Origin of the sequence: Variovorax sp. RCC_210, from assembly GCF_041355175.1 — a bacterium.
In the GTDB taxonomy this organism is placed as follows: domain Bacteria; phylum Pseudomonadota; class Gammaproteobacteria; order Burkholderiales; family Burkholderiaceae_C; genus Variovorax.
The window spans coordinates 212,212-233,046 of record NZ_JBFUPJ010000013.1 but is presented as its reverse complement, the minus strand read 5'-3'; the positions used below and the strand labels follow the sequence as shown (position 1 = coordinate 233,046).

Annotated in this window: 16 protein-coding genes and 1 tRNA gene; 7 read left to right on the top strand and 10 right to left on the bottom strand. The window is 68.6% G+C overall.

What is annotated here, in order from left to right; all coding sequences use genetic code 11:
* Positions 1–6 precede the first annotated feature (6 nt).
* Both AB6807_RS29590 and nac read right to left on the bottom strand, forming a co-directional pair.
* Positions 7–450 (bottom strand): acetyl-CoA carboxylase biotin carboxyl carrier protein subunit, encoded by a 444-nt coding sequence (locus AB6807_RS29590; protein WP_371087346.1) that lies wholly within the window; start codon positions 448–450, stop codon positions 7–9.
* 114 nt (positions 451–564) lie between these two features.
* Complete coding sequence (gene nac, locus AB6807_RS29585) at positions 565–1,503, bottom strand: nitrogen assimilation transcriptional regulator NAC (RefSeq protein WP_371087345.1); 939 nt, start codon at positions 1,501–1,503, stop codon at positions 565–567.
* A 169-nt stretch (positions 1,504–1,672) separates the two neighbouring features.
* On the opposite strand from nac, the gene AB6807_RS29580 reads away from it, so the two are divergent.
* Entirely contained in the window at positions 1,673–2,881 is a 1,209-nt protein-coding gene (locus tag AB6807_RS29580; protein WP_371087344.1) for an aspartate transaminase, read from the top strand.
* A 54-nt stretch (positions 2,882–2,935) separates the two neighbouring features.
* On the top strand, positions 2,936–3,607 hold the full coding sequence (locus AB6807_RS29575; RefSeq protein WP_371087343.1) for an RraA family protein: 672 nt from the start codon (positions 2,936–2,938) through the stop codon (positions 3,605–3,607).
* A 22-nt stretch (positions 3,608–3,629) separates the two neighbouring features.
* Here the strand turns inward: AB6807_RS29575 and AB6807_RS29570 are convergent, their stop codons facing one another.
* Entirely contained in the window at positions 3,630–4,637 is a 1,008-nt protein-coding gene (locus AB6807_RS29570) for a LysR family transcriptional regulator (RefSeq protein ID WP_371087342.1), read from the bottom strand.
* Between the two features lie 129 nt (positions 4,638–4,766).
* Between AB6807_RS29570 and AB6807_RS29565 the strand changes: the two genes are divergently transcribed.
* The gene (locus tag AB6807_RS29565) at positions 4,767–5,933 is read left to right on the top strand and encodes a mandelate racemase/muconate lactonizing enzyme family protein (protein ID WP_371087341.1); all 1,167 of its coding nucleotides are present in this window, start codon (positions 4,767–4,769) and stop codon (positions 5,931–5,933) included.
* A 40-nt stretch (positions 5,934–5,973) separates the two neighbouring features.
* Here the strand turns inward: AB6807_RS29565 and AB6807_RS29560 are convergent, their stop codons facing one another.
* A complete protein-coding gene (locus AB6807_RS29560; RefSeq protein WP_371087340.1) occupies positions 5,974–6,975 on the bottom strand; it encodes a tripartite tricarboxylate transporter substrate-binding protein in 1,002 nt (333 codons plus the stop codon).
* 199 nt (positions 6,976–7,174) lie between these two features.
* Between AB6807_RS29560 and AB6807_RS29555 the strand changes: the two genes are divergently transcribed.
* A complete protein-coding gene (locus tag AB6807_RS29555; RefSeq protein WP_371087339.1) occupies positions 7,175–7,717 on the top strand; it encodes a MarR family winged helix-turn-helix transcriptional regulator in 543 nt (180 codons plus the stop codon).
* Positions 7,718–7,747: 30 nt separating this feature from the next.
* On the opposite strand, the gene AB6807_RS29550 is transcribed toward AB6807_RS29555, so the two are convergent.
* Positions 7,748–8,122, bottom strand: coding sequence for a FlxA-like family protein (locus tag AB6807_RS29550; RefSeq protein WP_371087338.1), 375 nt, complete (start codon positions 8,120–8,122; stop codon positions 7,748–7,750).
* Between the two features lie 108 nt (positions 8,123–8,230).
* The gene (locus AB6807_RS29545; protein WP_371087337.1) at positions 8,231–9,202 is read right to left on the bottom strand and encodes a helix-turn-helix domain-containing protein; all 972 of its coding nucleotides are present in this window, start codon (positions 9,200–9,202) and stop codon (positions 8,231–8,233) included.
* A gap of 335 nt (positions 9,203–9,537) precedes the next feature.
* On the opposite strand from AB6807_RS29545, the gene AB6807_RS29540 reads away from it, so the two are divergent.
* The 3 genes from AB6807_RS29540 (at position 9,538) to AB6807_RS29530 (ending at position 17,873) form a co-directional block, all read left to right on the top strand.
* Complete coding sequence (locus AB6807_RS29540; RefSeq protein WP_371087336.1) at positions 9,538–10,809, top strand: EAL domain-containing protein; 1,272 nt, start codon at positions 9,538–9,540, stop codon at positions 10,807–10,809.
* Positions 10,810–10,817: 8 nt separating this feature from the next.
* Positions 10,818–11,501 carry a response regulator gene (locus AB6807_RS29535; protein WP_371087335.1) on the top strand — a complete coding sequence of 228 codons (684 nt, stop codon included), beginning with the start codon at positions 10,818–10,820 and terminating at the stop codon, positions 11,499–11,501.
* Between the two features lie 213 nt (positions 11,502–11,714).
* Positions 11,715–17,873 carry an ESPR-type extended signal peptide-containing protein gene (locus AB6807_RS29530; protein ID WP_371087334.1) on the top strand — a complete coding sequence of 2,053 codons (6,159 nt, stop codon included), beginning with the start codon at positions 11,715–11,717 and terminating at the stop codon, positions 17,871–17,873.
* Between the two features lie 118 nt (positions 17,874–17,991).
* On the opposite strand, the gene AB6807_RS29525 is transcribed toward AB6807_RS29530, so the two are convergent.
* The 4 genes from AB6807_RS29525 to rph all read right to left on the bottom strand — a co-directional run bounded on the left by AB6807_RS29525 (position 17,992) and on the right by rph (position 20,790).
* Positions 17,992–18,079, bottom strand: a tRNA-Ser gene (locus AB6807_RS29525).
* Positions 18,080–18,122: 43 nt separating this feature from the next.
* Entirely contained in the window at positions 18,123–19,403 is a 1,281-nt protein-coding gene (hemW, locus tag AB6807_RS29520) for a radical SAM family heme chaperone HemW (protein WP_371087333.1), read from the bottom strand.
* A gap of 7 nt (positions 19,404–19,410) precedes the next feature.
* A complete protein-coding gene (rdgB, locus tag AB6807_RS29515; RefSeq protein WP_371087332.1) occupies positions 19,411–20,010 on the bottom strand; it encodes an RdgB/HAM1 family non-canonical purine NTP pyrophosphatase in 600 nt (199 codons plus the stop codon).
* Positions 20,011–20,058: 48 nt separating this feature from the next.
* The gene (gene rph / locus AB6807_RS29510) at positions 20,059–20,790 is read right to left on the bottom strand and encodes a ribonuclease PH (protein WP_371087331.1); all 732 of its coding nucleotides are present in this window, start codon (positions 20,788–20,790) and stop codon (positions 20,059–20,061) included.
* Between the last annotated feature and the right edge of the window lie 45 nt (positions 20,791–20,835).

The following is a 20,835-nucleotide window of genomic DNA, read 5'->3' as shown; positions in this document are numbered from 1 at the left end:
GCCTCCTCAGGCGAAGCGGAACAGGGGCTGGCCCGCTTCCACTTCCTGGCCCGACTGCGCGAGCACCTGTAGCACGGTCGCGGCGCGCTCGGCGCGCACCTCGTTGAACATCTTCATGGCCTCGATCACGCACAGCAACTCGCCAGCCTCGACCGCCTGGCCCGGCTGCACGAACGGCGGTTCGCCGGGTGCGGGCTGCAGGTGCACCACGCCGTGCAGCGGGGCCAGGCATTCCGTGCTCGAGGCCGCGGGGGCTGTCGCATCTTCCGGCGCCCTTCGCGGCGCCTTGCGTGCGTCGGGTCGTGAAGCAGCTGCCGCTGCGCGGGGCAGCGCGCCCGACGCCGCGCGCTTCACCAGCCGCAGCGTGCTGCCGTTTTCACTGAACTCCAGTTCCGCCAGGTCCGATGCGGCCAAAGCGTCGATGAGCGTCTTGATCTGTTCCTGCTTCATGCCCGGGGCTGTGGTGGCCGACGCGTTCCGCGAACGCGTGACGGCATGCATGAAAGGTAACGGGCCGGGGCCGCAAAGCCCAAGACGGAATGGCTGTGCCGGGATAAGGGCGGCTTATGACAGAGCCGACAGTTCCGGTTCGGGCGTCGAGGCCACGGTGCCCGCCAGGTCGACCACCAGTTCGAGCAGGATGTCCTTCACCGCCTGCGCGGGCTCCGACAGCGGCAGGTGGTCGGACTGGCACAGCGCCAGCGGCGCCTCGATGACCGGGTCGACGATGGGAAATTGCCAGGCCGCGCAGCTCGCGACCACCTCGCGCGCCATCGACGCCGGCAGGATGGTGGCGCCCAGCCCGTCGGCAATGGCCGCGGTGAGCGTGAAGGCCGACTCGATCTCCGCCACCACGCGCGGCACCATGCCGGCGCGCACGAAGGCCGCGTCCACCAGCTTGCGCACCACGTTGTACGGGCGCGGCAGAAAGAGCTCGATGTCGCGCAGGTCGGCCAGCTTCACCGGCTGCGAAGGCGCCGGCATGGCGGCCGGGCCGACCAGGAACAGCGGCTCCTTCAGCAGCGGCACGAAGGTCAGGCCGTGGATGGCCTTGTCCCCGTACAGCACGGCCAGGTCCATGCGGCCGTTCATGATGAGCTCGCTGAGCGTGGTGCCGTAGTTCTCGTTCAGGTACAGCAGGATGCCCGGGTGCCGCGCGCGCACGGTGCGCAGCAGCGGCAACGACAGCGCCGAGGCGGCCGTGCCGGGCGCGAGCCCCACCGACACCTGGCCCGAGAGCCCCTCGCCCGCGGCCTCCATGTCGACACGCGCCTGCTCGCACTGGCGCAGGATGATCTGCGCATGGCGGTACAGCACCTTGCCGGCTTCGGTGGGCGTCACGCCGCGCTTGGTGCGCACGAGCAGCTGCTGGCGCACCTCGCCTTCCAGCGTGGCCAGTTGCTGGCTCAGCGCGGGCTGGGCGATGAAAAGGACTTCGGCGGCCTGCGTGAGGCTGCCGATGTCCACGATCTTCACGAAATATTTGAGGCGTCGCAGGTTCACGCCTTGTCCCCAAGCAAAACCCAAGCCTAGCACCGCACCTTCGCGGCCGGTATCGGGGCGCACCATGAGTCATAAGCTGCGCCTATACGACCAGTGCAATCTCGTCTTGGCCTCGGGTGATCGATGTGCGTACCGTTCGACTCATGCCATCCCCAACCCAGGAAGCCGCGTGACCACCTCCCGCATTGCCGCCCGCGTGCGGCGCATCAAGCCCTCGCCCAGCACCTCGGCCGCCGACCGCGCCAACGAACTGCGCAGGCAGGGCAAGTCGATCGTGAACCTCGTGGTCGGCGAGCCCGACTTCGACACCCCGCCCCACATCCGCCAGGCCGCGGCCGCCGCCATCGAGCGCGGCGCCACGCGCTACACGCTGATGGCCGGCACGGTGGAACTGCGCGAGGCCATCGTGGCCAAGCTGGAGCGCGAGAACGGCCTGCGCTACGCGATGAACGAGATCATCGCCACCAGCGGCGCGAAGAGCGCGATCTACAACGCCTTCGCGATCACGCTGGAGCCGGGCGACGAGGTGATCGTTCCGGCGCCGTACTGGGTGTCGTATCCCGACATGGTGCTGGCCTGCGAGGGCAGGCCCGTGACCGTGGCCTGCCCCGAGGCCAACGGCTTCAAGCTGACGCCCGCGCAACTCGAGGCCGCCATCACCCCGCGCACGCGCTGGCTGCTGGTGAACTCGCCGAGCAACCCGACCGGCGCGAGCTACACCGCCGCCGAATACCGCGCGCTGGCCGAAGTGCTGGCGCGCCACCCGCACGTGATGGTGATGACCGACGACATCTACGAGCACATCCGCTTCGACGGCGAGGCCACGCCGCACATCCTGGCGGTTGCGCCCGCGCTGCGCGAGCGCACGCTGGTGGTGAACGGTGTCTCCAAGACCTACGCGATGACGGGCTGGCGCATCGGCTACGCGGCAGGTCCGGCGGACCTGATCAAGGCGTTGGACACGCTGCTGTCGCAGTCCACCGGCAACTGCTGCTCGGTGAGCCAGGCCGCGGCCGCCGCGGCGCTGAACGGCGACCAGGGCTTCGTGGCCGAGAGCGTGGCGGTCTACAAGCAGCGGCGCGACCGCACGCTGGCGCTCGTCAACCAGGTGCCCGGGCTGAGCTGCGCCACGCCGCCGGGGGCCTTCTACCTGTACATCAACTGCGGCGGCCTCATCGGCAAGACCACGCCCGGGGGCAAGCGCCTGGAGACCGACGGCGACGTGGTGATGTACCTGCTGGAGAGCGAAGGCGTGGCCGTGGTCGCGGGCACCGCCTACGGGCTGTCGCCCTACTTCCGCCTGTCGATCGCCACGTCGATCGAGACGCTGGAAGAAGGCTGCAAGCGCATCGCACGCGCCGTGGCCGCGCTGCGCTGAAACGCGCACCGCTCGCAAGACCCCAGAGATTCACGAGAACACAAGGACAACGCCATGCCCTACAAGGCCATCTTGAAGAACCCTTCGGCCCCGCAAGCGGCGCCCGAACTCATCGCGGCGCTGCACGACATTCCGGTGGCCGCGCTCAGCGACAACATGCACCGCAACATCGGCAGCGTGGGCCTGCAGCCCTACCACCGGCCCGGCGCCCGGACGATGGCGGGCACGGCCGTGACGGTGAAGACGCGCGGCGGCGACAACTTCACGATGATGCGGGCCTTCGAGTTCTGTCGGCCGGGCGATGTGCTGGTGATCGATGCGGGCGGCGACGTGACCAATGCGGTCATCGGCGGCATCCTGTCGTTCTATGCCGCCACCATCGGCACCGTGGGCGTGGTGCTCGACGGCGCCATCCGCGACGTGGCGGAGATCCGCGAGCGCGACTACCCGGTGTACGCGCGTGGCGTGAACCACCGTGGCCCGTACAAGGACGGCCCCGGCGAGATCAACGTGCCGGTGTCGGTCGGCGGCATGGTGGTGAACCCGGGCGATATCGTGGTGGGCGACCAGGACGGGCTGATGGCTTTCGCGGCCGGCGACGCCGGTTGGCTGATAGAGAAAGCACGCGCGCACCTGGAGACAGAAGCGCGCACGATCCAGGCGATGAAGGAAGGCCGCTGGGACCGTTCGTTCCTGGATGCGTTGGAGGCGCGCTGCGCGAACTGACGCACCGAAGCACGCGAGGACCTCAGCCTTTCGCGGGACCCGCGCCGCCGTCGTCGAGCAGCGCCCACAGCGCCTCGGCCACGGGCGCCATCTGCGCCTGCTGGCGGTACAGGCGGATGTCGATGGGCACGCGCCAGCCGCCCTCTGCGCCCTTTCCCTCTACGCCCTTTCCCTCTACGCCCTTTCCCTCTACGCCCTTTCCATCCTTGCCGGCATCGACCAGCGCACCGCTGCGCAGGTCGTCCGCCACCAAGCTCATCGGCAGCCACGCCAGCCCGCGGCCTTCGAGCGCCATGGTGCGCAGCAGCGCCGCATGGTGGGCGGTGAAGACCACCGGCAGCGAGGCGGCGAAGTGCTTGCCGAACTCGCCGTCCTGCATCGCACGCATGATGCGGCCCAGGCCCGAGGCCTCGCTGTAGGCCAGCACGGCGGGCGGCTTCTGCGTGCCCAGGGCGTGCAACGGCCCGCCGCTGGCGTCGGCCGAAGACACCGGCACCAGCACGTCTTCGCTCAGGCGCCGCACCGGGTACTGCGCCTCGTCGAGCCGGCCGGGCGCGCCCGCGTGGCCGTGGCACAGCACGAACTGCACACGGCGCTGCAGCATGAGGTCTTCGCAGGCGTACGAGCTGTCTGAAATGGTCTGGATCGGGCCCATGCTCAGGCGCGCTTCCACGCCCGCGAGCCAGCGCGGAAAGAAGGTCAGGGACAGCACGTGCGTGGCCGCGAAGCTCAGGCTGGCCGCGTCCAGGTCGTGCGCGGCGCGGGCCTGGGTGCGGGCGTGCTGCAAGCCCGCGAGCACGTCTTCCAGCAGCGGCCGAAAGCGCTGGCCCGCGGCGGTGAGCGTGGTCGGGTGCGCGCTGCGGTCGAACAGGTCGACGCCCACCCACTCTTCCAGCGAACGGATGTGGCGGCTGAACGCAGGCTGCGCAATGGCGCGGGCCTTGGCGGCGCGCGAGAAGTTGCCGGCCTCGGCCAGCGCGAGAAAGTCTTCCAGCCAGTCGAGGTCGAGGGGTCGGTTGCCGGGGCCCATGCGCAGCGCCTTTGCTTTGAATAGTTGTATGCGATTCGAGTATTGGACCGCGGCGGCCCCTCCGTCCGAAGATGCGGCACGCCTCGGAATTATGGCGAGCGCCCCTGCCACCCACCCATCGCAAAGACCATGAAGATCGTCAACATCCTCGAATCGACCCGCCCCATCAAGTCGGACATCCGCAACGCCTACATCGACTTCTCGAAGATGACGCTGAGCCTGGTGGCCGTGGTCACCGACGTGGTGCGCGACGGCAAGCCCGTGATCGGCTACGGCTTCAACTCCAACGGGCGCTACGGCCAGGGCGGGCTGATTCGCGAGCGCTTCCTGCCGCGCCTGCTCGAGGCAGAGCCCGCGTCGCTGCTCGACGAGACCGGCGACAACCTCGACCCGCACAAGATCTGGGCCCGCATGATGATCAACGAGAAGCCCGGCGGCCACGGCGAGCGCTCGGTGGCCGTGGGCACCATCGACATGGCCGTGTGGGACGCCACGGCCAAGATCGCGGGCAAGCCCCTGTACCAGCTGCTGGCCGAGCGCTACGGCAACGGCACGCCGAACCCGCGCGTGTTCGTGTACGCGGCCGGTGGCTACTACTACCCCGGCAAGGGCGTGGAAGGCCTGCAGCGCGAGATGACCAGCTACCTGGAGCGCGGCTATTCGGTGGTGAAGATGAAGATCGGCGGCGCCACGCTGGCCGAAGACTGCGCGCGCATCGAGTCGGTGCTGAAGATCCTCGGCCCCGGCCAGCAGCTGGCGGTGGACGCCAACGGCCGCTTCGACCTGCAGACGGCCGTCGACTACGGCCGCGCGCTGTCGCAGTACCCGCTGTTCTGGTACGAAGAGGCCGGCGACCCGCTCGACTACGCGTTGCAGGCCAAGCTCGGCGAGGTGTACGCCGGACCGATGGCCACGGGCGAGAACCTGTTCTCGATGCAGGACGCGCGCAACCTCATTCGCCACGGCGGCATGCGGCCCGACCGCGACTGGCTGCAGTTCGACTGCGCGCTGAGCTATGGCCTGGTGGAGTACCTGCGCACGCTGGAGATGTTGAAGGAACACGGCTGGTCGGCTTCGCGCTGCATTCCGCACGGCGGCCACCAGATGTCGCTGGCCATCGCGGCCGGCCTCGGGCTGGGCGGCAACGAGAGCTACCCCGACCTGTTCCAGCCCTACGGCGGCTTCCCCGACGGCGTGAAGGTGGACAACGGCTACGTCACGCTGCCGCCGCTGCCGGGCATCGGCTTCGAAGGCAAGGCCGACCTCATCGCCGAGATGCGGGCGCTGGCCGCCTGAAGTCGCCTGAAGTGGCGCGGCCCGTTCGCGTGGAGCAGCGTCAGGGCTGGAAGCCCGAGCGGCGCACCACCGGCTCCCACTGCTGGCGGTAGGCCCTGAGCATCTGCGCGGTCTCGGCCGCATTGCTGACCACGGGCGTGATGTAGAGCGCGTCGGCCGCCTTCTGCAGGCCCGGGTCCTTCATCACGTCGTGGATGGCGCCGGCCAGCAGCTGCACCTTGGCAGGGGCCATGGTGCTGGGCGCGAAGAAGGTGTTCCAGCCGTCGGCGTCGATCTTCATGCCGGCTTCGCGGAAGGTCGGGATGTGGGGCGCGAAGCCCGCGCGCTTCTTGCCCGACACGGCCAGGATGCGCACCTTGCCCGCCACGTGTTGCGCGTAGAGCGAGTCGAGCGTGTCGATGGCGATCGGCAGGTTGCCGCCGATGAGGTCGGCCGACAGCGGCGCCGAGCCGCCGTAGCCCTTGATCTGCGGCTGCACGCTCAGCGCGTCGCCCAGCATCAGCCCGAAGAAGTGAGGCAGGCTGCCGGTGGCCGGCACGCCGAACACGGCCTCTTCCGGGTGCGCCCAGAGCCGGCCCACCAGGAACATCGCGCGGTCGAGCTGCAACTTGTTGCCCACGGCCAGCGCGAAGTCGTAGCTGCTGACCTGCGAGACGGGCACGAAGTCTTTGTCGGGGTCGTAGCCCGCGTCCTTGAACACCAGCGGCGCGACCACCATCACCGCGGGGTTGCCGAGCATCAGCACGTTCTGCCCCGCGGGCGTGCGCTTCACTTCCTTGGCGGCGAGCCGGCCGCCTTCGCCGGGGCGGTTTTCCACCGACACCTTCACGCCCAGCTTCGGCGTGAGCCGCTCGGCGATCAGCCGCGCGATGCGGTCGGTGCTGCCGCCGGGCGCGTAGCCGACGACGAGGGAGACAGGGCCGTCCAGCGCGGGAGCTTGCGCCGTGGATTGCGCATGGGCCGTGGTGTGCATCGCGGGGACGCAAGCGGCCAGGGCGGCGGCCCATGCCATGAGCTGGCGCCTGGAAAAGAATGCGGGCATGGGGAGTCTCCTGCGAAGGGTGGCTTGTGGTCCGGGACGGGTGCGCACGACCTTCACGGCGAGAATCGAACGCCACGACCTGTTGCTGTTCGTGCAAATTTGTTACGGTTTATACGTACACACAAACAGTTGATCTAATCCATCACCTGCCCGCCGAGGCGAGCGGACCACACTCCCGGCTTCCTCTTAATCCATCCGTATGCAAGCCTTTCCCGACGCAGCCGCGCTGCGCGCGCCGCGCTCCCTGGACGACCTGCTGCTGTACCGGCTGTCGCGCGCCATGCGCGCGGGCAGCGGCATGGCCACGCGGCTGGTCGAGGGTGGCTTCGGCATCACGCGCCGCGAGTGGGGAATGATCGCCACGCTCGCGCAGGAAGGCGAGATGACGTCCTCCATGCTGGCCGTTCACCTGCACCTGGACCGCGTGCGCACCTCGCGCGGGCTGCGCAGCCTGGTCGAGAAAAAGCTGGTGGAACGCCGCCAGGATTCGGAAGACCGGCGCGAGGTGCATGTGCGGCTGAGCGCGTCGGGCCAGCAGCTGTTCGGCCAGCTGTTCCCGCGCATCGCGGGCTTGAACACCGGCCTGCTCGAGGGCATTGCGCCTGCGCACCTCGACATCTTTCTGCAATGCCTGCAGCACCTGGAGCAGCGCGGCGGCGAACTGGTGGCACAGGGCGCCATCGCGGAAAAGGCCGACCGGCGCTCGGGCGGCACCCGGCACCGGTGGCCGGAGCGCAGCTGAAGCCGAGGCCGGCCGGTTCGTCTTTCCTTGTCAGGCTTCGACGTTGAGCGTGCCGCCGATGGGCACGCCGCTGGCGTTGGTGCGAAACGCGCTGCTGTGGTTGTTGTTGCTGCTCGCGCCCGCTTCGTTCTTCATGGCGTCGATCTGCTGCTCCGCGCTTTTCTGCATGGCCGCCGCCTGGATCGCCTTCAGCTGCGCCTGCAGCATGGCGAGCTGCGTGTTGAGCGACTGCAGTTGCTGCTGCACGGCCTTGCGCGCATCGCCTTCGGGTGTTTCGATCAGGGTCTTCTGCGTGGCGGTGATCTGCTTTTGCGTAGCGACGATCTGGCGCTGGATCTTCGCGACTTCGGCGGCGGTGCCGCTGCCGGAAGCGGATGTGCTCGAAGCACCGATGGCGGTCAGCATGTGAGTCCTCTGTCGTTGTGTAGATAGAGAACTATCGGCAGCGGCGCGGAAAAATGAAGGGCTGCGCTTGTCTTCAACAGCCTTGCAGCCCGACGGCGCCGCGGGCCCTCAGCTCATGCGTGCCTGCGAAGCCCACGCTTCGGGCTCGCGCGAACTGCTCAGCCGTCCGTCGCGCGAAGCGAAGGCCGGCACGGCGCTGTCGGCGACATGCTGGAATTCGGTCCCGTCGTCGACGAGCTTGCGGGAGGCCCGTTCGGCGCTCGACACCGGAATGAGCTGGTAGCCGAGCCCATACACCGCACGCAGCACCAGCCCGTTTTCGGCGCTCAGCCCCAGCTTCTTGCGCACGTGCACCGCGCACACGTCGAGCGCCCGGGAGTTTTCCTTGGGCTGCACGCCGAAGAACTCCGACAACTTGCCGCGCGTGACCACGTGGCCGATGTTGGAGAAAAGAAGAAGCGCAAAAATGAATTGGCGCCGCTGCAGCTGGATTTCATGGCCGCGGACAAAAACGACTGTTCTCGCGCCATTGACGAAGCGGTAGTCGCCCCACGAAAACTCGCCGGCCTCGAAATGCGTTTCGCGTGTGGCGCCGCGCAGCAGCTTCTTGATGCGCCAAATCAATTCCGGGCCATTGATCGACGGGAGAAGCAGCACGTCGATGTGCGGCGGGTTGGCTTGCAGCGGGAGCAGCTTGGTCCAGTTGCCGCCCTCTATCAACAGCAGCGCGGGGGCATTGGCCACTTCGATGAATTTCGATATCAGGTCGAAATCTTCGTCGTTGCTGGCCGCGATGACCAGCATCGAAAACTTCTTGTGCCGCCAGAAGCCGGTCATGAATTCGCCGGGGCTGCCGAACTTGACCACGTCGAACTTGGCATGGGCCAGTTCCGACAGCACCGAGGTCTGCTCGAGAAAGCCACAGTTGACCAGCGCCACCGAAACGACCTCGTGGGAGTTCCGGGAATCGAGCCCCGCGGCCGCTACCGCGAGACCTGAAACGTCGTTGGCCTCTTCCTGAATTGCAGCAACGTTGAAAAACCTTGTACGCATTGCATGACTTTCATTTTTTGAAATCAAAGGAAAATAATTCCACCGACAAATCGAACATGATTCGCATCGAATCGTTCGATTCAGTGCGCCCGGTGAAAGTTAGCAACACTTGATGCACGGGAAAATAGGATTTGGACTAAATCTCCTTTCCGTATCTCTCGGCCAGTCCATGTCCTATGGACAGGCGATGCGTGACCCATTGGGCGTTCTCGAGGGCCGCCGTTTATGCGCTGGCGCTTTTAGTCCTGTTCCGATTCCTGTCGTCCTAGAGCGCCGATACAGTCCGCCGCGCACGTCCATCACCGAGAGAAAAATTGACGCCAAACAAGGTCAAAGCGACCCACCAATTCCAGAAGTTCCGAGTGGTCGTCCTGGCCCGTGAAGGGCACTTCGCACGCCGGACCGCCGCGGAGCTGGCGCGCCTGGGCGTGGCCCGGCAAGCGCATGCGGCGACCCTGGGCGCGGCCACCTCGGCGGTTCTCGAAGACGAAACGGACATGGTCGTCGCGGAGATTCACTCGGACTACAGCGACGGCCTCATGCTGCCGAGCGCGCTCAAGGCGCTGAACGCCAGCGGTCGCCTGAAGCTCGTGCCCCACGTTCTCTGGACCGGTGACGGCGCTCCGGCCGAGCCCGCGAACGGCGCTGCGCAAGAGTGGCGCGACATGCTGAACGGCGTGTCGATGACGGCCCTGGCCTCCCATGCGCGGCTTGCGCGAACGGCGGGCATCCAGGTGCAGATCGTTCGTGAAAGCGGCATCGGCGCCCTGCAGGCCGGCCTGGAGCGGCTGCTCGACGCCGTGCGGCCTCCTGCTCCCGTGCGGCGCAGCGAACCTGATCACTCGCCTGCCGAAGACGACGTCATCGCCGCGCTGACCTCGGGCGAAGGCCTGCGCGTGGTGTTCCAGCCGCAATACGACCTGGCGAGCCGCGCGGTGGTGGGCGCCGAGGTGCTCATCCGCTGGCAGCACGCCCGCTACGGCGAAGTGCCGCCCGCGGTGCTGATCCCGATGGTCAATCGCCTCGGGCTCGACCTGCTGCTGTTCAGCTACATCGAGAAGCGCGCCATCGAGACCTTGCTCGCGCTCGACAAGGCCGGCATCGAGATTCCGCTGGCCGTGAACGCCTCCGCCAAGACCATCTGCACGCCCGGTCTCGCTGAACGGTTGGCCGGCAAGATGAAGCGCGCCGGGCTGCCGGCCCAGCGCCTGAAGATCGAGCTGACCGAAGAGTTCACCTCGGTCGACGAGCTCACCCTCTCCGCATCGCTGACCGCGCTGCGCGCCCGCGGCATCCAGGTGTCGCTCGATGATTTCGGGGCCGGCTCTGCCACGTTGGCGCTGCTGTCACAGATGCCCTTCGACGAGATGAAGATCGACGGCACCCTGGTGCGTGCCGTGGCGCTGACGCCAGCGTCGCGCGAGATCATTGCCGGCACCGTCACCCTGGCGCGGCTCTTCAACCTGCGGCTGGTCATCGAAGGCATCGAGGACGAATCGACCATCGCGCTGCTGTGCGAGCTCGGCTGCCGCGTCGGCCAGGGCTATGCGCTGGCGCGGCCCATGGAGAGCAGCGATTTCCTGGGCAACGCGGCAGTGCTGCGCAGGCTCGACGTCAGCCGCGCGACCCTGTGAGCAGCCCGTTGTCGGCCGCTGACGCCAAGGCGCCCCGTCGCGTGCGCATCGCATTGCTGGACGACCACGCGGTCGTGCGGCACGGACTGGTCAGTCACCTGGGCGCCGAACCCGCCATCGAGGTGGTGGGCGCCTACGGCAGCAGCCGCGAGCTGATTCGGGGCATAACCCAGGCGCCGGCGGACGTGCTGCTGCTCGACTTCTCCCTCGACCAGGACGAGATGGACGGCGTCTCGCTGATCCGGGCATTGCAAGCCCGGTTTCCGCACTGCCGCATCCTCGTGCTCTCCGCGCACCACGAAGCCGCCACGGTGTCGCTCGCACTGCGCGTCGGGGCGCGCGGCTTCATCGGCAAGGGCGAGGACATGGCCGACCTCGTGAAAGCCATCCTGGCCGTCGCGGCAGGCGCTGTTTACCTGAGCGCCGACATGGCCTACCAGGTCGTCGATGCCACCACATCGGGCGGAAACAACCATGGCGCGGCAGGCGCGGACGTGCTGCGGCAGGCATGGCTGTCCGTGCGCGAGCAAGAGGTCATTCGCTGTTACCTGACGGGCATGAGCATCACGGAAATCGCCAGCAAGTTCAACCGCAGCGTCAAGACCATCAGCTCGCAAAAGGCCACGGCGTTCCGCAAGCTCGGCGTCACCTCGAATAACGGCCTTTTCAAGATCATGAGCAAGCTGGAGTGATCGGCCGCAACGGTCGATGCAGGGCTAGTGGTGGCCCGCTGACGATCGGGAACAGTTATTGAGACTGGTCCTATAGGGAAGTGAAAGAGCGAAACCTAGAGTCCAAACCGGCCGTGGGGTTTGGCCAGTTTTCTTCGCGCATCCGGCGTCTCCATCGCGCCTGCGTCTTTCACCCTTCCCCGCCTTTGCTTCAAGGCGCTGACCCGTCCACCAATGAACAAGTCCTACAAAACCATCTGGAACGAATCGCTCGGCGCCTGGGTTGCCGCCTCTGAAACGACCAAGGGCCGCGGCAAGCGCAGCAAGCTCGGAAATTCGGCAACCGGTTCTTCGCCAGCGTCCTTCGAGCGAACGCGCGGCCATGGCGGTCGACTCACCGGCGCGATCTCCCTGGCCGTTCTTGGCATGGCCGGCGCATTGCCTTCTGCATTCGCTCAGTTCACTCCCGTGGGCAGTGGCGGCGTCGCCACCGGTGCGGCGAGCATCGCCATCGGCGGTGGCACGGGCGCCACGGCCCGCGGCACTATTGCAGCGGGTGCATCAGCCACCGCCGCGGATGCCATCGCCATCGGCGAACAATCGAACGCCGCGTCCACGGCCATTTCCGGTATTGCCATCGGCCGCGGGGCGACAGTCAGCGACAAGTTCGGCATCGCCCAGGGCGACGGCGCAACGGCCGCGTTCAGCAGCGTGGCCATCGGCATGACAGCCCTGGCCACGAACAACTTCGCTTCTGCCCTGGGTTGGACGGCCCAGGCGCTCGGCAACGCTTCCATCGCATTCGGCCCCGGCGCCATCGCTGGGGTCAACGCGAAAAACGCAGTGGCCATCGGCATGAGCGCCCAGGCGTTCGCCGGCTCTTCCATTGCGCTGGGCCCCACCGCGGTCACGGGCGTCAATGCGTCGAACGGAATTGCCATCGGCTCATCGGCATCGTCCACCGGCGACCGGAGCGCGGCCATCGGCTCCGGCGCCCAGGCAGCGGGCGAGTTCGCCTTGGCCGTGGGCCGCACGACGCTGGCGGCAGGGGCCGGGGCGACGGCGCTCGGCAGCAACACCTTGAACGGCGCGTCCGCCGCCGGCGCCGATGCGATTGCCATCGGCGGCCAATCCAACGTCGCGTCCACGGCCACCTCCGGCATCGCGCTCGGCCGAGGGGCCACCACCAGCGGCGCCTTCGGCATCGCCCAGGGCGACGGGGCCACGGCCTCCGCGTCGAATGCCGTCGCTGTGGGCACGGGTGCCCAGGCATCCGGGGCCGGGGCCATCGCGCTGGGCAACAAGTCGATTGCGCTGTACCCCGACAGCGTGGCGCTGGGCTCGTCGAGCAAGACGTCGGGCACGCTGGCGACGTTGCAGTCGGGCGTGGCGCACACGCCGTTCAAGGGCGCGGTCATTGCGGGCTCGACGCCGGTTGGCGAGGTGTCGGTGGGGTCGGCCGGCAACGAGCGGCGCATCACCAATGTGGCCGCTGGCAGTGCCGCAACGGATTCGGTCAACGTCAGCCAGTTGCAGGCGGCGTCCGCGGCGGGCGTGCAGTACGACAGGAACACGGACGGCACGCTGAACAAGGCCGGCGTGACGTTGGGCGGCGCAGGCGCCACCACGCCGGTGCGGCTGGGTAACGTGGCCGCGGGCAATGTGGCCGCGGGTTCGACCGATGCGGTCAACGGCGGGCAGCTCGATACGGTGCGCGCGGCGGCCGGCAAGGGCTGGAACCTGGGCGTGAACGGAGGGGCCGCGCTGAACATCGCGCCGGGCGGTGCGGTGGACTTCATCAACGGCAGCAACACCACCGCCTCGCGCACCGGCAACCAGATCAGGGTCGATGTGTCGAAGGCGCCGACCTTCGACTCGGTGACTGCAAGACCGGGCGCGCCCGGCAGCGGCAGCGCCACGCTGGGCGGCAACGGTCTGACGACCATCGGCGCGGACGGCAGGGCCGGACCCGGCATTCTCTCTACCGGCATCGACGCGGCGAGCCGGCAGATCGCCAACGTGGGCGCGGCCACCAGGGACGACGACGCGATCAACAAGAGGCAGCTGGACGACGCGACCAAGTTCGTCAAGGTGAGATCCGGCGGCACGGAACTGGCCGCCGTTGCGGCAACGCTGGGAGACGTCGCCATCGGCGTGCAGGCCAACGCGACCAGCGGCAGCAACCTCGACCATGCCGGCGTGGCCATCGGCTATGGCGCGACGATGAGGGGCAACCGGGGCGTGGCCGTGGGTATGCAGTCGTCGGCCACGGGCGACGACACGGTCGCTTACGGCTACGAGGCCAATGCCAGCGCAAGGGGCGCGTTGGCGCTCGGCAGCCGCGCCAATGCCACGCAGGCCAGCGCGGTGGCCTTGGGCCAGGGCAGCGTCGCGGATCGCGCCAACACGGTGTCGGTCGGCAGCGCCGGTGCGGAGCGCCAGATCGCCAACGTCGCTGCCGGCACGGCGTTGACCGACGCGGTCAACAAGTCGCAGCTGGACACCGCGACGAAGTTCGTCAAGGCGCGATCCGGCGGCTCGGAAGTGGCGGCTGTGACGGGGTCCCCCGGAGACATCGCCATCGGCGTACAGTCCAACGCGACCAGCGGCAGCGGCGGCGACCATGCCGGCGTGGCGATCGGCTATGGCGCCACGATGAAAGGCAACCGGGGCGTGGCCGTGGGCATGCAGGCGTCGGCCACGGCCGATGACACGGTCGCCTATGGCTACGGCGCCAACGCCAGTGCAGCGGGTGCTTCGGCGCTGGGCAGCCGCGCCAGCGCCACGCAGGAAGGCGCCGTCGCGCTGGGCCAGGGCAGCATCGCGGACCGCGCCGACACGGTGTCGGTCGGCAGCGCCGACGCCGAGCGCCAGATCGTCAACGTGGCCGCCGGCACGGCGCCCACCGATGCCGTCAACCTCAGCCAGCTGGACGTGGTGAACGCGACGGCGACCAAGGGATGGAACCTGAGTGCGAACGGCGTGAATCCGCTGAACATCGCGCCTGGCGGCGGAGTCGATTTCGTCAACGGCAGCAATACCGCCGTCTCGCGCATCGGCAATCAGATCAGGGTGGATGTGTCGAAGACGCCGACCTTCGATTCGGTGACTGCGACGTCAGGCACGCCGGGCACGGCCGGCTTCAGCAGCACCACGCTGGGCGCCAACGGCCTGACAACGGCCTCCGGCATCGACAACAAGGCCGGCCCGAGCGTGACCACCGCCGGCATCGACGCAGGCAGCAGGAAGATCACCCGTGTGGTCGCAGGCACGGACGACACCGATGCGGCCAACGTAGGGCAGGTGAAGCTCGCGCAGGCCCAGGCCGGCAATTCGGTGCAATACGACGGCGGCGACCGGCGCGCCGCGACGCTCGGCGGCATGGTCTCCACGGACGGCGGCAGAACCGGCGGCACCAGGCTGTCCAACGTCGCGCAGGGCGCGCTGAGCGCCAGCTCGACGGACGCCGTCAACGGCGCCCAGCTGAACACCACCAACCAGAACGTCACCATGCTGGGCGACAGCATTGCCGCGGGCACAACCGGCCTGGTGCAGGCTGCTCCCGGCAAGACCGACCAGCTCACGCTGCTCGCGCCGGGTGCGACCACCGCTGCGCCCGGCACTGCGCAAACGCTGGGCAACGTCGCGGCCGGCAAGGCACCGACCGATGCGGCCAACGTGGGCCAACTCGACGCGCTCGCCGGCAGCGCGGTGCAGTACGACAGGAACGCAGACGGCACGCAGGGCCGGACCGGCGTGACGCTGGGCGGCGCGGGCGCCAGCACGCCGGTGAGGCTGGGCAATGTGGCGGACGGCAACGTGGCAGTCGGCTCGAGGGACGCGGTCAACGGCGGGCAGCTCGATGCAGTGCGAGCGACGGCTGGCAAAGGGTGGCGCCTGAGCGTCAACGGTGTGGACGCCCTGAACCTCGCACCGGGCGGTGCGGTCGACTTCATCGACGGCAGCAACACCACGGTGTCTCGTGCCGGCAATCAGTTGAAGGTGGACGTGTCGAAGACGCCGACCTTCGAATCGGTGACTTCCACCACCGGCACACCAGGCGCGCCCGGCTTCAGCAGCGCCACGCTGGGCAGCAACGGCTTGACCGTGCAAGGCGGCCCGAGCGTGACCACGGCCGGCGTCGATGCCGGCGGCTCGACGATCACCCGCGTCGGCAACGGCACCGCGCCCGACGACGCGATCAACCGCGGTCAACTCGACCAGCTTGCGGACGAGGCGGTGAAGTACGACAAGAGGGCCGATGGCACCGTCGACAAGACCCGCGTCACGCTGGGAGGCAACAACGCAGACGGCACACCTGCAACGGACGCTGTGCGGTTGGCGAACGTGGCCGACGGCAACGTGGTCGCGGGATCGAAGGACGCTGTCAACGGCGGCCAGCTGAACGCACTGGGCACAGGCATCGGCAACGCGCTGGGCGGCACCTACGCCAACGGCGTGTACACCCCGCCGACCTTCGTCACGGTCGGCGGCGGCACCGCCACGACGGTGCAGGGCGCGCTGGACAACCTCGGCCGCGCGGTTTCCAACGGCGCGGTCGGTCCGGTGCGGCAAACGGGCAACGACGACCAGCTCGCACTGGTGGCGCCGGGCGGCACCGGCGCCGCGCCGGGCGCCGCGCAGCAACTGACCAACGTGAAGGCGGGCACCCTGTCGGCCACCTCGACCGATGCGGTCAACGGCAGCCAGCTGCACGCGGTCAACGCGGCGGTGGCCGCTGCGGGCACCAAGGCGGACAACGCGCTGCAGTACGACAGGAACGCGGACGGCACGCAGGCAAAGACCCACATCACGCTGGGCGGCGCGGGCGCCGACGGCGCGGCGCCGCTGACCGCGCCGGTGAGGCTGAGCAACGTCGCCGACGGCAACCTGGCCGAAGGCTCGAGGGACGCGGTCAACGGCGGCCAGCTGCATGCAACCAACCAGAACGTCGCCAACCTCGGCAACGACATCAGGAACCTGAACGCGAGCATCAACGACGGCAAGTCCGGCCCGCTGCAGCGCACAGGCAGTGCCAATGAACTGGTGCTGGTGGGCAGGGACGGAAATTCCGACAACCCAGGCGCGGCGCAGCGCGTGACCAACGTGGCCGCCGGCACGGGCGACGGCGATGCCGTCAATCTCGGCCAGTTGAGGCGGGTGTCGACCGCGGCGGGCAACGCGCTCCAGTACGACGGTGCAGACAAGCGCGCAGCGACGCTGGGCGGCCCGGCCTCCACCGACGGCGGCAGGACGGGCGGCACCCGGATCGGCAACGTGGCGCAGGGCGCGGTCAACGACCGGTCGACCGATGCCGTCAACGGCGCGCAGCTCGCCGCCGCGAACACAGCGGTGTCGCGCGCGCTGGGCGGCGGCGCGAACCTGAACGAAGGCAACGCGCCGAGCTACACCGTGCAGGGCAACACCTATGACAACGTCGGCGGCGCACTGGGTTCGGTGAACGACAACCTGCGCACGGTCAACCACGCGATCAACGGCGGGGGCGGCATCAAGTACTTCCGCTCGAACTCCGCTCTGCCCGATGCCAACGCGAGCGGCACCGACGCCGTGGCGGTGGGGCCGCAGGCGGTGGCCGGCGGTGCTTCGTCCGTGGCCGTGGGTTCGGGCGCGCAGGCGACATCGGCCAGCGGCACGGCCATCGGCTTCAAGGCGGTGGTGCAGCAGACGGGCGGGGTTGCGCTGGGCTCGGGCTCTGTGGCGTCGGCCGCGGCGGGCGTGGTTGGCCACGTACCGGTCGGTGCGAGCGCGCAGCAGGCCGCGGCGGTGCGGGCGACCACCGGCACGCAAGGCGCGGTGTTCGTAGGCGATGCAGGCAACGGGCAGTTCCGCCAGATCACCGGCGTTGCCGCGGGCACGGCGGACAGCGATGCGGCCAACGTGGCGCAATTGAAGGCTTCTGCGAACGCCGTCAAGGCGGGCTCGGTGCAGTACGACACCCACGCCGACGGCACGACCAACTACGGCCAGATGACGATGGGCAACGGCCAGGCGCCCGACGGCACGCGCATTTCGAACGTGGCGCCGGGCGTGCAGGGCAACGACGCGGTCAATGTGAACCAGCTCAACAGCGCCACGGCGGCGTCGATGAACTACACCAACGCGCGCGCCAACCAGCTCGGCAGCGCGTTGCGCGATGTGGCGAAAAAGTCCTATGCGGGCACTGCGGCTGCGATGGCGCTCGAGAGCGCGCCGTACGTCGCAGGCAAAGTCACCTATGCGGCCGGCCTGGGCCACTACCAGGGCCAGACGGCGGTCGGTGCTTCGCTGCGCAAGACGGCGGAGAACGGCCGCTGGAGCGTGACGGGCGGTGTCACCGCCACCTCGGCCGGCACCGCGGGCGTGCGTGCAGGTATCTCGGGTGTGTGGGACTGACGGGGCGCCCGGAGATCGAGGTAGCCAGAGGGCTGATGCGCCGCAGGTAACCGCCCAATGGAAAAAGTCCCGTCGCAGAGACTGCGCGGGACTTTCAAAAACTGCCAGAGATCGATTCTGGCGGAGAGTGTGAGATTCGAACTCACGGACGTTTTCACGTCGGCAGTTTTCAAGACTGCTGGTTTAAACCACTCACCCAACTCTCCGGAGCCGGCGATTCTAAGCCGGCGGCGCGGCCCACCGACGCGCTCAGTCGCCCTCGGGCAGGAACAGCGTCTGCAGGTCACTCAGAAAATCCAGCCCGCGCTCGGTCGGCCATACGCGGAACAGGTCGCGCGCCACCAGCCCCTTGCGCTCGGCTTCTTCCAGGCCGCGCTGTATCGACGTCATCGCCAGCCCGGTGCGCTCGCTGAACTGCGGCAGCGTGAAGCCCTGCTTCAGGCGCAGCGTGTTGAGCATGAACTCGAACGGCAGGTCGGCCAGCGCCACCTCGTCGCTCTGCGACACCGCGGCGCCCGCGCGCGCGTTCTCCATGTACAGCCGCGGCTCGCGATAGCGCACCTGCCGCACGATGCGGTGCGCAAAGCTCAGCTTGCTGTGGGCGCCGGCGCCAATGCCCAGGTAGTCGCCGAACTGCCAGTAGTTCAGGTTGTGCTGGCACACGTGGCCGTCCCGCGCATAGGCCGAGACCTCGTAGCGCGACATGCCCTGCGCGCCGGTGCGCTCGGTGATGCGGTCGAGCATGGCGTAGGCGATGTCGTCCTCGGGCAGGGTCGGCGGAAACTTGGCGAACCAGGTGTTGGGCTCGATGGTCAGGTGGTAGATGGAGAGATGCGGCGGCGCCAGCGCCAGCGCCTGGCTCAGGTCGGCGTCCAGGTCTTCCATGGTCTGGCCCGGCAGCGCGTACATCAGGTCGAGGTTGAAGGTGTCGAACGCCTGCGCGGCCTCTTCGAGCGCGGCGATGGCCTGCGCGCGGTCGTGCACGCGGCCCAGGGCCTTCAGGTGCGCGTCGTTGAAGCTCTGCACGCCCACCGACAGGCGCGTGACGCCCGCGGCGCGGTAGGCGCGAAAGCGGTTGCGCTCGAAGGTGCCGGGGTTGGCCTCCAGCGTGATCTCGCAGTCGGGCGCCAGTTTGAGCCGCGCACGCACGTCGCCCAGCAGGCGGTCGATGGCCTGCGGCGAGAACAGGCTGGGCGTGCCCCCGCCGATGAAGATGGTGTGCACGGTGCGGCCCCAGATGAGCGGCAGCGCCGCGTCCAGGTCGGCGACCAGCGCGTCGATGTACGCCGCCTCGGGCAGGCCGTCGATGTCGGCCTCGCTGGTGGCGCGCCATTCGTGCGAGTTGAAGTCGCAGTACGGGCACTTGCGTAGGCACCACGGCAGGTGGATGTACAGCGACAGCGGCGGCAGCGCCGAGAGCTGCAGCGGGCCGGGCCGCATCCAGTGCAGCACGTCGTTGGCCTGCCCGGCGTTTGCTTGGCCCGTGGGCTGGTCCGGCTGTGCCGGCTGGATCGGAAAAACGGTAGCCATCGGCGCCTCAGAACCAGCGCTCGCGCATCAGCGCGAGCATGGCCTGCGCGGCGCGGCCGCGGTGGCTGTTGGCGTTCTTCACTTCGGGCGAGAGCTGGGCGAAGGTCTTGCCGAAGCCTGGCAGGTACATGACGGGGTCGAAGCCGAAGCCGTTGTCGCCGATGGGCGCCGCCGCAATCTCGCCGACCACGCGGCCGACGGCAATGAGCGGCTCGGGGTCGTCGTGGCTGCGCAACGCGACCAGCGTGCTGACGAGCGCGGCGCGGCGGTTGGCCACGCCGTCGAGTTGCTCCAGCAGCGCTTTCACGTTGTTGGCGTCGCCCTTGGCGTAGCCGAACTGCGTGGCGTAGTAGGCGGTGTCCACGCCCGGCAGGCCGCCGAAGGCGTCGACGCACAGGCCGGCGTCGTCGGCCATGGCCGGCAGGCCGGTGGCGGCGCTGGCGTGGCGCGCCTTGGTGAGCGCGTTTTCCACGAAGGTGCGAAAGGGTTCTTCAGCCTCGCCCACGCCGAGTGCCGACTGCGGCACCAGGGTGACGGACAGCTCGGCAAACAGCTGCTGGAGTTCGGCGAGCTTGCCGGCGTTGTTGGAAGCAAGAACCAGTTTCATGAGTCAGGATGGCTGTGGCGTCCGTTCGACGGGCGCCAGTGGCTGTTGTCAGTCGGAGAGCAGTGCCTGCTGCTGCAGGGTCACGAGTTCGTTGATACCCTTCTCGGCCAGTCCGAGCAAGGCGTTCATTTCGTCGCGCGTGAAGGCCACGCCTTCGGCCGTGCCCTGCACTTCGACGAAGTGGCCGGCGCCGGTCATGACGACGTTCATGTCGGTGTCGCAGGCCGAGTCTTCGGTGTATTCGAGGTCGAGCAGCGGCGTACCACTGACGATGCCCACCGAAATGGCGGCCACGTGCCCCTTGATAGGCGAGGCCTTGAGCGCGCCGGAGGCCAGCAGCTTGTTGACGGCGTCCTGCGCGGCCACGAAGGCGCCGGTGATGGCCGCGGTGCGGGTGCCGCCGTCGGCCTGCAGCACGTCGCAGTCGAGGTGGATGGTGCGTTCGCCGAGCACGGCCAGGTCGAACACGGCGCGCATCGAGCGGCCGATGAGGCGCTGGATTTCCTGCGTGCGGCCGGTCTGCTTGCCCTTGGCGGCCTCGCGGCTGCTGCGGGTGTGGGTGGCGCGCGGCAGCATGCCGTATTCGGCCGTCACCCAGCCTTCGCCGCTGCCCTTCTTGTGCGGCGGCACCTTCTCCTCGACCGAGGCGGTGCACAGCACGCGCGTCTGACCGAACTCGATGAGCACCGAGCCCTCGGCGTGGATGGTGAAACCGCGGGTGATGCGCACCGGGCGCAGCTGGTCGGCGGCACGGCCGCCGCTTCGTGTGAAAGCAGTCATTGTTTGAAAACCGGAAAAGGAGAGAAAAGGAAAAGGCCGCGCGCG